Annotated in this window: 8 protein-coding genes and 1 pseudogene; 4 read left to right on the top strand and 5 right to left on the bottom strand. The window is 59.0% G+C overall.

Features of this window, described 5'->3' with window-relative positions; genetic code table 11:
• Positions 1–211: 211 nt before the first annotated feature.
• Entirely contained in the window at positions 212–421 is a 210-nt protein-coding gene (locus tag HJC00_RS15005) for a hypothetical protein (protein WP_221164287.1), read from the bottom strand.
• 199 nt (positions 422–620) lie between these two features.
• Between HJC00_RS15005 and HJC00_RS15000 the strand changes: the two genes are divergently transcribed.
• The 3 genes from HJC00_RS15000 to HJC00_RS14990 all read left to right on the top strand — a co-directional run bounded on the left by HJC00_RS15000 (position 621) and on the right by HJC00_RS14990 (position 8,000).
• The gene (locus tag HJC00_RS15000) at positions 621–5,951 is read left to right on the top strand and encodes a DUF4082 domain-containing protein (RefSeq protein WP_221164286.1); all 5,331 of its coding nucleotides are present in this window, start codon (positions 621–623) and stop codon (positions 5,949–5,951) included.
• Positions 5,952–6,029: 78 nt separating this feature from the next.
• Positions 6,030–6,884 (top strand): heparin lyase I family protein, encoded by an 855-nt coding sequence (locus HJC00_RS14995; RefSeq protein ID WP_221124258.1) that lies wholly within the window; start codon positions 6,030–6,032, stop codon positions 6,882–6,884.
• A gap of 867 nt (positions 6,885–7,751) precedes the next feature.
• On the top strand, positions 7,752–8,000 hold the full coding sequence (locus HJC00_RS14990) for a hypothetical protein (RefSeq protein ID WP_221164285.1): 249 nt from the start codon (positions 7,752–7,754) through the stop codon (positions 7,998–8,000).
• 92 nt (positions 8,001–8,092) lie between these two features.
• On the opposite strand, the pseudogene HJC00_RS32575 reads toward HJC00_RS14990, so the two are convergent.
• The 3 genes and pseudogenes from HJC00_RS32575 to HJC00_RS33140 form a co-directional block, all read right to left on the bottom strand.
• Positions 8,093–8,409, bottom strand: a pseudogene (locus HJC00_RS32575) (succinoglycan biosynthesis protein exoi).
• A gap of 120 nt (positions 8,410–8,529) precedes the next feature.
• Positions 8,530–8,901: a hypothetical protein gene (locus HJC00_RS14985; RefSeq protein WP_210628775.1), complete on the bottom strand. Its 372-nt coding sequence runs from the start codon at positions 8,899–8,901 to the stop codon at positions 8,530–8,532.
• 327 nt (positions 8,902–9,228) lie between these two features.
• Positions 9,229–9,465, bottom strand: a complete 237-nt coding sequence (locus HJC00_RS33140) for a hypothetical protein (protein WP_405048791.1) — start codon at positions 9,463–9,465, stop codon at positions 9,229–9,231.
• A 638-nt stretch (positions 9,466–10,103) separates the two neighbouring features.
• Here HJC00_RS33140 and HJC00_RS14975 point away from each other — a divergent pair.
• Complete coding sequence (locus tag HJC00_RS14975; protein WP_221155419.1) at positions 10,104–11,066, top strand: sterol desaturase family protein; 963 nt, start codon at positions 10,104–10,106, stop codon at positions 11,064–11,066.
• Positions 11,067–11,640: 574 nt separating this feature from the next.
• Here HJC00_RS14975 and HJC00_RS14970 read toward each other — a convergent pair.
• Positions 11,641–12,411 (bottom strand): SOS response-associated peptidase, encoded by a 771-nt coding sequence (locus tag HJC00_RS14970; protein ID WP_221155566.1) that lies wholly within the window; start codon positions 12,409–12,411, stop codon positions 11,641–11,643.
• Between the last annotated feature and the right edge of the window lie 58 nt (positions 12,412–12,469).

Genomic DNA, 12,469 nt, shown 5'->3' with positions numbered 1-12,469 from the left:
TACCTCCATGCCGCCGGCTTAGGTAACGCGGAAATCTCCCGCGCCAAGTCCTCAGCGTGGCGCGATATCCCGCCATTGGAATGATCTGCGACACTCGGAAGGCCTCGCCAGCAAACGAAGGCGCGCTGAAACGAAGTGCTCTGACGCCGGTCCAGCGGCGCGATACGCTGCGCCGGCGGCGAGTTGAGTGGGAATGCACCCCCGCTCTCCGTCATTCCAGGCCTTGAGCCTGGAATCCATGGCCTTGGCCCATCACGCGCCGCGGATCCTGGGCGAACGACAACGAAAGGCGCCGCCCTGCCCTGCGTATCGGATCGACATGGCGCTTGCCGGCCACGCCGCAGAGCCACGAAAGCCTCGACTTCATCGGCGCATGGAGCGGCAGAAGCCGCGTCGTCAGCATCGATTTGCCAGCCTGCAACTGAGCTCCAGCGCATCCAAGGCGTGTGATAATTGACAGAGTTCTACCAAGAAAGAGCTAATTGGAAAGTCCAAAGGATCGGAGCATAGTCCGCCCAGTGGGGTTCAGCGCGCGTGGGAAAAGCGGGACACAGGACTCCTGCGGCCACGCCTCGACGACTTAGCAGGCAACATTGACAGGTTGATGCGGAGGTAGCGTGATGGCGCAGGGCGTCGTTTCTCTCAGCGGGACTCTGACTCAGAATCAGACTTTGGCGGCAAATGTCACCGATGTTGACGGGTTACCGTCAGGGACGGTCATTACCTATCAGTGGCAGCAGAGCAGCGATAACGGCGCCACCTGGAGCAACATAACAGGTGCAGCCACAGCCGCCCTGACCTTGCAGCAGGCTCAGGTCGGAAAGCGGGTGCGGGCAACCGCTGCTTACACCGATGCTTTGGGCAACCAGGAACTGGTTGCCAGCACCACCAATACCGCTGTCGCCAACGTGAGCGACATAGGCGTAGTCGCGATCACCGGTACACCCGTACAAGGCCAGGCCCTGGCCGCCGCGATCTCGGATCTGGATGGGCTCGCCAACGTGGCGATCACCTATCGTTGGCAGCAACTGATCGGAACCACCTGGAGCAACATCGCGAACGCCAACGGTTCAACGTGGACGCTTCAGGCAGCGCAGGTCGGCAGGCAGGTCCGCGTCCAGGTAACCTATACCGATCAGTCGGGAGGAACCGAAAACAATCGAACCAGCCTGGCCACATCCCCGATCGTCGCGAGTAATCCTGCCGGCAACGACATTGGCATCGTCTCCATCATCGGGGCCGCAACTCAAAATCGGACGATCGCGGCTGGTGTTACCGATGTTGACGGGCTCCCGGCCGGGACCATCGTCGCCTACCAATGGCAGCAAAGCAGCAATGGCGGCGGCACGTGGAGCAACATTGCCGGCGCCACTGCGAAAACACTCAGCCTGCAGCAAGCACTGGTTGGGGAGCAGGTTCGAGCGACCGCCACGTACACCGATGCCCTTGGCAACAACGAGACGGTCGCCAGCGGTCCGACGACGGCAGTCGCCAACTTGAACGACGCAGGCGTGGCGACGATCACCGGTACGCCCGTTCAAGGACAAGCCCTGACTGCGGCCGTTACCGACCTCGATGGGCTCGCCAACGTGTCGATCACCTATCGCTGGCAGCAGTTGATCGGGACGACCTGGACCGACATCGCCGGAGCCACCGGTCCGAACTGGACACTCCAGGCGGCGCAGGTGGGCAGGCAAGTTCGTGTCAGGACCACTTACACCGATCAGCTGGGTGGTGTCGAAGCCAACCGGGCGAGCGCGCCGACCGCAGCCATTGTCAGTGCCAACAACCACCCGGGTGTGCTTGGCATCAGCGGCACCGCGACGCAAGGTCAGGTGTTGACGGCCGCTGTCACCGACGCGGACGGTGTGCCGGGATCGGTGACCTATCAGTGGCAGCAGAGCAGCAACGGCACCACCTGGAGCAATATCGGTGGAGCGACTGCCAAGACGCTGACCCTGCAGCAGGCCCAGGTCGGCAATTTCGTGCGGGCAACAGCCAGTTACATCGACAACCTGGGCAACAGCGAAAATGTCACCAGCCCGGCGACGCCCTCGGCAGTCGCCAATGTCAATGATCCCGGCGTGATCTCGATCACTGGCATAGCGAGCCAGGGCCAGACCTTGACCGCCAGCCTCAGTGACATCGATGGCCTGCCGGCAAGCGTCAGCTATCTGTGGCAGAGCAGCGACAACGGCACGACGTGGAGTGACGTCGCGGGCGGGCAAAGCCTGACACTGGGCAGCAGTCTCGTCGGCAAGCGCGTGCGGGTCAATGCCACTTATACCGACCTGCTTGGCACTGGCGAGACCGTCGTGAGCGCGGCGACTGCCCCGATTACATCCGTAAGTTCCAGCCCCGTCAGCCTCTTCACCACCCAGACACCGGCCCAACCCAACTTCACCGACGGGCCTGGAGTGGACTGGGAAGTCGGGATGCGCTTCGTCAGCAGCAATACCGGTTCGATCCAGGCGGTCCGCTATTACAAGGCCCCCAGCGAGACCGGCACGCATGTCGGCCGCATCTGGTCGGCTACCGGGCAGCAACTGGCAAGCGTCACCTTCACCAACGAGACCGCCTCAGGATGGCAGCAGCAGACTTTGGCAAGCCCACTGGTCATCAATGCGGGCACCACCTATGTCGTCTCGGTCAATGCCAACAGCTACTATTCGCTGACCTCGAACGGCTTTGCCAACCCGATCAGCAATGGCGGATTGACCGCCCCGGTCGGCGCCGGCGTCTACAACGATACCATCGGCACGTTTCCGACCCTGGTCTACCAGAATGAAAACTACTTCCGCGATGTCGTGTTTTCTGCCGCGGCGGCGAATCCCGACAACCACCCGGGTGTGCTTGGCATCAGCGGCACCGCGACGCAAGGTCAGGTGTTGACGGCCGCTGTCACCGACGCGGACGGTGTGCCGGGATCGGTGACCTATCAGTGGCAGCAGAGCAGCAACGGCACCACCTGGAGCAATATCGGTGGAGCGACTGCCAAGACGCTGACCCTGCAGCAGGCCCAGGTCGGCAATTTCGTGCGGGCAACAGCCAGTTACATCGACAACCTGGGCAACAGCGAAAATGTCACCAGCCCGGCGACGCCCTCGGCAGTCGCCAATGTCAATGATCCCGGCGTGATCTCGATCACTGGCATAGCGAGCCAGGGCCAGACCTTGACCGCCAGCCTCAGTGACATCGATGGCCTGCCGGCAAGCGTCAGCTATCTGTGGCAGAGCAGCGACAACGGCACGACGTGGAGTGACGTCGCGGGCGGGCAAAGCCTGACACTGGGCAGCAGTCTCGTCGGCAAGCGCGTGCGGGTCAATGCCACTTATACCGACCTGCTTGGCACTGGCGAGACCGTCGTGAGCGCGGCGACTGCCCCGATTACATCCGTAAGTTCCAGCCCCGTCAGCCTCTTCACCACCCAGACACCGGCCCAACCCAACTTCACCGACGGGCCTGGAGTGGACTGGGAAGTCGGGATGCGCTTCGTCAGCAGCAATACCGGTTCGATCCAGGCGGTCCGCTATTACAAGGCCCCCAGCGAGACCGGCACGCATGTCGGCCGCATCTGGTCGGCTACCGGGCAGCAGCTGGCAAGCGTCACCTTCACCAACGAGACCGCCTCAGGCTGGCAGCAGCAGACTTTGGCAAGCCCGCTGGTCATCAATGCGGGCACCACCTATGTCGTCTCGGTCAATGCCAACAGCTACTATTCGCTGACCTCGAACGGCTTTGCCAACCCGATCAGCAATGGCGGATTGACCGCCCCGGTCGGCGCCGGCGTCTACAACGATACCATCGGCACGTTTCCGACCCTGGTCTACCAGAATGAAAACTACTTCCGCGATGTCGTGTTTTCTGCTGGATCAAGCGTTGCCTTGCGGGACAACAACACCATCTTCGTCAGTGAAACAGCGGGCGCCGCAACAATCACCGTCGTTCGCACAGGCAGCACGAGCGGGCCGCTGACACTGGAGTACACGACCAACGAGATCGGCGGAGCCGGAGCGGCACAGGCTGGAGCGGACTATACGCCGCCGACCTTCAATGGCCGAGCCAATACCGGGCAAGTTGTTTTCGCGGACGGCGAGAGCAGCAAGACGTTTGCAATCCCGATCGTCAATGACCCCGATGCCGAAGGGACCGAGACATTTTCCGTCGGCATCCAGAATCCCGGGCCTGGTGGCTCGCTGGCAGCGCCGCGGACTGTTCTGGTCTCGATCGTCGACGACGACTCCGCACCGACCATCTCCGTGAGCAATCCGGTCATCACCTTGTCGGAGGCGGCGGTCGCCGCCACGATCACGGTTCAGCGCAGTGGAAACATCGATGCCGCGGCCACTGTTGCATATGCTACGAGCAATGGCAGCGCGATCGCGGGCTCCGATTATACGACAACAACGGGCGTGCTCACATTTGCAGCCGGGCAGGCGATCCAGACCATTTCTGTTCCGCTGCTCAACAACACGACGGCCGAGAGCAACGAAAGCTTCACTGTAACCTTGAGCAACCCGACAGGCGCTGTCCTGGGGAGCGAAACGACCGCGACCGTCAACATCCTGGACGACGACAGCAACCTCGGCAATCTGGTCCGCCAGACCGTGGTGTCCGGCTTGACCGAGCCAACGACCCTGGATTGGACGCCCGATGGCCGCTATATGGTTGTCGCGCAACAGAATGGCGTTGTGCGGGTGGTGGACAACGGCACGCTGAGATCGACGCCGCTTGTCGATTTGTCTAGCCAGGTCAACTATACGCCCGGAGATCGGGGGATGCTGGGGCTGGCAATTCATCCGAACTTCGCGGCAAATCCATACGTCTATCTGCTCTACACTTACGACCCGCCGGAAACTGCGAATGGAACCGGCCTGGCGGGACCTGATACCAAAGGGAACCGTCCTTCGCGTCTCGTTCGGCTTACGGTCAACCCCAACACGATGATCGCCGATCCGGCCAGCATGGTCGTGCTGGCCGGTACCAATAGCACCTGGGCATACACCAGCCGTCCGGATCTCGACAGTACCGGCGCTGTGAACATACCGCCATCGGGCATCGTTAACGGCACCACCATTACCGCCCCTGCAAGCCAGATCGAGGTGGGAACGCAGGACAACGATCCAGATCGCGCCGGAATCCAGAACCAGAATATTCGGGACTATCTGGCGACGGACAGTGACTCCCATTCCAATGGAGCTCTCCATTTCGGGCCTGACGGCATGCTGTACTTCAGCAACGGAGACGGCACGTCTTACAATTTCATGGACCCTCGCACGGTTCGCGCTCAAGACGTTCACAATCTGTCCGGCAAAGTCCTGAGGATAGATCCGATGACCGGCGCGGGCGTTCCGGGGAACCCCTTCTATGACCCCGCAGATCCCAACAGCAATCAGTCCAAGGTCTTCTATTCCGGCGTGCGCAACGCCTATCGCTTCACCTTCGATCCGGTGACCAACCTGCCCGTGCTCGGAGATGTCGGCTGGAACAGTTGGGAGGAAATAAATACCGGTCCCGCCGGATCGAATTTCGGTTGGCCGTATCTGGAAGGTCCCGGCCGAACGGGCGGCTACCAGGATCTCCCTCAGGCGATCAGCTTCTACAACAATGGGAACCGAAACAGTCCTTCCGATCAGGCTGCTGTTTTTCCGCTGCTATCGAGAAGCCACGGCGCGCCTGACGGCGCCTCCGCGATCACGGTCGGGGATTTCTACAACAACGATACCCTGATGTTTGCGGATCTTGTCAATGGAAATGTGTACACCGCAACAATGAACGCAAGCAGGCAGATCACGAACGTACAGGTCTTCGACACCGGCGTCCCCTACCTGGTAGACATCGCGAAGGGACCGGACGGCTGGCTTTACGGTGCTGATTTGGGCACCGGCACCATCCGTCGCTGGGCAGACCCCAATGTGCCGACCGGCGGGAACCTGTTGGCACCGACTTGAGCCGTAGCACATCGGCAGCCCCCTTATGCAGTATTGAACGCGTAACAGGCGATGCCGAGACAATGAGGGAGGCTGGCGATGCCGCCGAGAGCTAATCGGTCAAGCTCAGGGTTCAAGAATATTGGGATATTGAACTTCCTCCGCAAAATCCTGGTAGCAGTACTTCTGCCAGTTCTTTCAGCAAATCTTTCATTCGGTGCGGAAAGGACATTTAAACTTCCTGGCTTCACCCACCCGTTTAGAGTTACGACGGAGCGCAATCAGCCGGGCGGCTTTACAATGGTGAAAGACCCGCTGGATCAGTACAACGCGGCCAAGGTGTTCAAATTTTCGATCAACCCAGGTCCGTGCGTACGGGACGACTGCGAGCAACAGTCGGCTCGCGCGACGGTTCAGCAGGGACGCAAGGCCAAGCAACCCAAGGAGGCATGGTATGGTTGGGACATGTATTTCGTGCCCGACTTTCCGATTGGTTCGAAGCAGGTCAGAGGTCACGAGATATTCGTCGAATTCAAGGATCAGGACCAATGCCAACTCGTGGCCCTGACCACCAATCCCCATAGCAACGACCAATTCCTTTCATGGAGTATGGAAAAGCCAAGCGGGAAGCAGATGACCCAGTTCGGCGGTGACTGTATTGACCTTTTTGACATGCGCGTCGCGCCCATCAGCGAACTGGCGGGCGCTTGGCACCGTTTCGAACTCCTTGTTCGATGGACCAGGGAAGGCGACGGACGCTTCATGATGTTTCTGGATGGGAAGCAGGTCGTGGACTATCACGGCGTTACCTGTTTTTCATGCGATAAGCTAAATTACTTTCTTTTCGGCAACTACCTGTGTTGCACGACTGGCACCAAATTGGTGGTGCCCGCGACGGTCTACTATCGCTACGTCAGCATGGCGAAGTCGCGTGAGGCTCTCGTTTGGAAGTAGTTCAGCAGGATCGACGGCGATGGGGCGGCTCCGCGAACAACGAAGTTTGCGGAGCCGAAGTGCACGGAGGGAGGTGGGCGGCGCCATAAGGCCGCGGGTGTTAGAACCCCTCACCTTGATACGATCCGAGGATGAGCTCGACTGAACATCACTCGGCGATTTCTTTCGAATTCTCCTGGAAGTGGGCTCGGGCAGTCTCGTCAAGATCGATCAGCTTGTCGATCGCTTCCTCAATCAGCGGCGAGATGATCGGGCGTAGAGCGGCTCCGGTAGGATGCCGACAAAAAAGCCCCGCCGTAACGGGGCAAGTCTTGACAACACGGATCGCACAGGAGGAACACCCGTGCTTTCCTGTTGCTTCAACGAAAGAGGGACTGGCTATGTTCCGGTACGGTGTTGGACATAGTAGAACGCAGCTTCATCTTCTCATTGAGCACTTGAAGAAGGCGTTATTTGTCTCGCCAGGGAGGTTCTGACTGGATACAGCAACATTGCTAAACCTCCCTGGCGTCCTCTTGACAAGGATGAATAAAATCTAGCTCGACTCTTACCAAGAAAAAGACGGACTTAAGTCGGGCATTGGGCGCCGTGGTTTTGTAGTGCGGTTCAAGCATGACGCAAAAAAAGCCCCGCAGCTCAGCGGGGATTAGCAGATTGGGGTTTTTTTTGGCTTTGCGCACCTAGGCGCTGCACAACTATTCTCAACGATGTTTTCTTTACTGCAATAAGTACGACTTTATCACTTTGACTTAGGGTCGAATGCATAAATGTGCGAAACCGCACTGACGGTTGGTCTTAGAAGGCTGATGCACTACGGTTTTCTTATCGCGCTCCGAGCGAACTGTTGCGACGCTTAGGGAGGATGATATGGCGGACTTCAATCTCTTACTTCAGCTGGAAGACGTGAACGTGATTTCGGATGCTGTTCGTACTTGGTTCCGGCACAATCACGCCGCGCCGACGGAACAATCAATGCAGCTTCTTTGCAGCTCGGCAGTCGACCTATTTAATGAAGGACATAAGACGCGCGAGGAGCTGGTCACGCTGCTGATCATGAAGTTTGGTAGCAGTCATTCGCTGCAGGTCAACGCGCCGACGTCCACATCTCATCATTGACCAGTGATATCGGCCATGAATGCCGAGCGCCGGCAGGTGACCGACAGGGTCGCCACGCAAGCGGCCTTTCCAATTCAGGCCATCTCCGCTCATTACGATTTCGCTTTCCGCCAGCCGGCGGCCCAAGCTTAAATTCCGAGCAGAACCATCGTTCTCCATACGTGGGGCTGATCTTCGTCTGCTCGTCGTATCGCTGCCCCGGCACATGGAAGATGCGCTCGCCAGTCTCGATGGAGATGTTGCCCTTGATCCTGCACGATAGACCGGAGCCGCCAGAAGCGCCCCAGGAGGCCAGCATGTCGCTTGCGGTCCAGCCGCCGGCTGCACCAAACGCGACCGCGCCGATGACCAAACCCGGCGCCCTGAACAGCACCGATTTCTTCTGCGGAACGCGATACTCCTGACGCATGCCGCATCCCCGTCATTCGCGCGAGGATTGTAGCCGCGCTTGAGCATGGCGAATATCTATCCAAAAGGCTTATCTGGACCCGCTTGGGCTGAGCGGCCCTGAAGGTTCCAGTGCGCCGGACTACTTGGCGACATGCCAAACTCCGCCGACGCCATCGCCGGTCATATCGCCAGGCTTCTTGTCTCCGGCGAAGGTGTAAAGCGGCTTTCCTTGGTAAGCCCACATCTCCTTGCCGTCGGCCGCCTTGACAAGTGACCATTCGCCTTCGGCCTTGGCCTTGGCGGCGGCGTGGAAGGCCGGCCATTTCTTCAAGCAGGCCTCGTCGCAGTTTGATTTGCCCATGGCGTCTTTGTCGAACGTATAGAGTGTCATACCTTTGGCGTTTGCCAGGATCTTACCCATCTTCGTGTCGACCATTTTGGCCGGTTCCGCTGCAAAAGCCGAAAAGACAGTCGCAGCCAACAGGCCCATGGAGACGATCAGCGTTTTCATGAATACCTCCAGTTCGGGAGTGCCAGCGGGATCTGGCAGGGTCCGATGTGAGCAAGAAACGCTCCGGCGAGGTGGCGGTTCCGTGATCTAACTGACGGCGATGCAGATTCGGATTTGTCTTGTGTGGATGAGCGACGGGGCTGTAGCCTGGCTGCGGCATTGGCTCAAGATTAACTGATGAACCCCGCGTTTAAAAAAAGCCCCGCGCGGCTCGCGGGGCCAGTGAGCGTGCATGGCAAGGCGGTTGAGGGCGCCTAGCGCACGCTCAGGACTAACGTAGGCCCGCGATGAAGGTTCCCGAGGCTCATCCTTTTGGCGGGCGTCAAATCAGCAGCCGACGTCAGTCGCACCAATCATTTCGCTGCTTCGGGCTCCACGTCCTGGCGAAACCTTCCGAAGCAGCTTCTTGCCGATTTCTTCACCATTCGTACGGTAGATGTTGATGAGCGGCCGATGCGATGGCGTCTTGTCGACCGAGCCGCTGAACACCACCCTCAGACCCTTTTCAGCCAAAAGCTCTTTTAACCTGCCCTTGGCGATCAGGGCCAGCTTCCATTCCTTCATGCATTCGGCATGGCTCCCGATCTCCGGCCTCTCGATGCCGGAGACGAACGGAACTCCTTCCCCAGCAGTCTCATGTTCTGCCCATCCCATTTCACGGTGTCGCAGTCGACCGCCGTCAGAGAGGCGCAGATGATCAGCCCAGCAATCATCTCGAGGAGCTCCGTTTCCTCAATTCATTCCATGTGGTCGCCATCTGGGGCGAATTGGTCAGCGCCGGCTTGCCGCTGTCGCTCATCCAACCTCCTGGAAAGTCGATGCCGGATCAATGGACCATTTCGGCCAAAACTCCAATGCCAAAAAACCCCGCCTTCGGTAGGGCGGGGCCAGTTATGGGTTGCGCTGGGCCGCACATCGAAGTGTCGAGAGGCTGCTGTGGAACAAATCTCACCACGGCCTAAGGTCCTACGACGGCGCTGCCTATTATTGTTCCCGTCCTAAGTTCTTTTCATGAGCCTGTCGGCCGACCATGTAATTCCAGAAGTTTTTCGGAGTGCTCCTCGACCCTCCTGCATGCCTCCCGGCACTGCACTTCCACCGCCGACAATACATCAAATGGACGCCCCGATCGTCCTTTGAGCAATGTGGCAAAAGCGCATCGTCAGGACCAAGCTGTAAGGGTTCGTGTTTGGAGCAGTGCCATGGTGCTGGTCGAATACTGCCTGCACAAGCTTGGAAGCTTTTTTTACAACACTTATTATCTGAATGGTAAGGCAATGGCGCTCAGTTTCGCCATTTCCATTGGCCTGGTTCTGACGGTCTTCGCGGTGGAACTCACCTATGTGGGGTTCGGCAATTCCGGGTTCCGTCGGGTTTTCTTCGAACGCAGCAAATCCACAATCACCGACATCGTCTATTTCGTCCTTCAGGCGACGGGAATGATTACGCTATTCGCGGCCCTCGCATCATTTGGTCTTTCCTATGCCATCACCCACGCGGCTCAGGATGCCCCCCACCTGGGCCTTGCCCGGAGGCTGCCTGGCTTGGCACATGTTCTCTTGTTCCTAGTGCTGTCAGACTTCTTGAGCTATTGGCAGCATCGGTTGATGCACCGGCTGCCCGTACTATGGCGGCTGCACGAATTTCACCACGCAGCCGAAGAGTTCAACGCGCTGACTTCGTCGCGGGAGCATCCGCTGGAGAAGGCCATAAACATGGCCATTATGGTCGTTCCGGCGCTGCTTATCGGCCTGCCAACGGCCGAATTCGCCTTCGTGACCATCACCTTTGGCGCCATTGGTCTGGTCAAGCACAGTGCCATTCCCTGGCATGGCTGGTTTGGCAAATACGTGATCCAGTCACCACGCGACCACTTCATCCATCACTCCCGAGTGCCGGAACATCACGACAAGAATTTCGCCAATTATTTCCCGATCTGGGATCATTTGTTCGGCACCTATTACGAGGGCGATGCAGACGGTGCAAAGCTCGGTCTGGACCGCGACTACTTCAACCAAACCGATCCGTTCCGCGAAACCATCGCCACAGAAATTCGTTTCTTCCAACGCGCGTGGCAAGCTGCCAAGGCCAAGTGCGGCATAAGCCCCATAAGGGGAAAACCTGCCTCGCCGCGGGGGCTGTCGGGCCACAAACAGCGCCGGTAGCGCGAAGCTGGCATCGCTCTGTTGTGATAAGCGACAGCTTTCTGGAATCAACGAACTAGAGCTTTTCCGGGTTAGATTGAAGCATTCTGTTGGCTCAAACGGAGTCGGATGGTCGACCGGCCGGCGCGCGTCGTAGCCCAGTTCTACGGCCAAGCCGGCCGGTCGATCAGCCGGCCCGTTTCAGCCAACCCTCCCGCAGATTTGCCTGGCAAATCTGCAAGACCTTGGAATCGCCGGACGCACTTGTCGCTTCGCCCACGGCGAAGCGGTGCGGCCGGTGGGCCGGGCATGTTTCCGCCAGGATCAAAGGCGATCGGCTCGGACGTACCTGGGGGTATGCCCGTCGCCAATCGCCTTTGCCCTGACGAAAACCTGCTCCGGCAGAATGCTTCAATCTAACCCGGAAAAGCTCTAGCTCCGATTGACAGAAATGACAGCGCGTTTCGACCGTCCTCGATTGGGAAAAGCCGAAGCTTTCCCGCTTCGCGCAGCCGGCGACACTGCAATAGTGCTCGATGATCAGTTAGCGCCCGGCGCTGCTGAATGCCCTTATGCCCTTCTCCACGAATAGTGATCATAGCAAACTCGTTTGCACCGGCTCCCCGGCGTTGCTGACGATGGTCGAACCGTAGGCCTCGCGCGAGATCACCCTGATTGCGTCGTTCGGCAGCGGGCGGGCGAGCGCCTTTGCCTCTTCCCACGGGGCGCGCATCCACACGTCGACTTCTTCTTGTGTCAGCAGCAGCACAGGCATCGCCCTTTGATGGATTGGCCGTACAACATCGTTCGGCTCGGTTGTGAGGAACGCGTAAAGGTCGTCGGTCGTCAATCCGTCCTTGACTTTGCGGACGCTTTGCCACTGCGGAACGTGGACGCCCGCGAAAAACATCAGCGGCTTGCCTTCGTCACGAGCGAACCAAGCGTTCGGGGTGCTTCCCCCGTCCTGTTTGCTGGCGGGGTCGGGTTCGGCAAAGCTGGTCACCGGCACTATGCAACGGCTCTGGACACCGAACCATTTCTTCCAGTGGGGAACATTCAGGTTCCGGATGTTGGTAACGCCCTTGTCGGGCTCCATACGGATGAGCATGTCCATGTCGACGGGCTTGCCCTTCTGGCGCAACTTCTCTGCCCGAGCCTCGGCCGCCTGCTTTATTACGAAAAATGGCGAGGGAAGACCCCACCTCGCATGGACAAGCTGCTTGCGGCCATCTGCTGTGTTGCGGACGATCGGGCCCATCTGGTCCGGGTTCATCTGGTAGGCCGGCATCAAGTTGACCAGACTCTCGACGTCTTGGGTCCACTTATTCACCCAATCCTTCGCGTCCATCCGGTATAAATTGCACACATCTCCCTCCCTCGGCGTCCATACGCCATTGTTGTCCACTTCGTTCGCGTCGATGAAC

The sequence above is a fragment of the Rhizobium sp. NLR22b genome, assembly GCF_019685295.1.
In the GTDB taxonomy this organism is placed as follows: Bacteria; Pseudomonadota; Alphaproteobacteria; order Rhizobiales; family Rhizobiaceae; genus Rhizobium.
The sequence above is the reverse complement of the archived record's forward strand: the minus strand, read 5'-3'. Positions and strand labels throughout refer to the sequence as shown.

Coding starts and splice junctions, on each gene's coding strand:
- HJC00_RS15000 (WP_221164286.1), top strand. CDS start 621: ATGGCGCAGGGCGTCGTTTCTCTCAGCGGGACTCTGACTCAGAATCAG.
- HJC00_RS14995 (WP_221124258.1), top strand. CDS start 6,030: ATGCCGCCGAGAGCTAATCGGTCAAGCTCAGGGTTCAAGAATATTGGG.
- HJC00_RS14990 (WP_221164285.1), top strand. CDS start 7,752: ATGGCGGACTTCAATCTCTTACTTCAGCTGGAAGACGTGAACGTGATT.
- HJC00_RS14985 (WP_210628775.1), bottom strand. CDS start 8,901: ATGAAAACGCTGATCGTCTCCATGGGCCTGTTGGCTGCGACTGTCTTT.
- HJC00_RS33140 (WP_405048791.1), bottom strand. CDS start 9,465: ATGAAGGAATGGAAGCTGGCCCTGATCGCCAAGGGCAGGTTAAAAGAG.
- HJC00_RS14975 (WP_221155419.1), top strand. CDS start 10,104: ATGGTGCTGGTCGAATACTGCCTGCACAAGCTTGGAAGCTTTTTTTAC.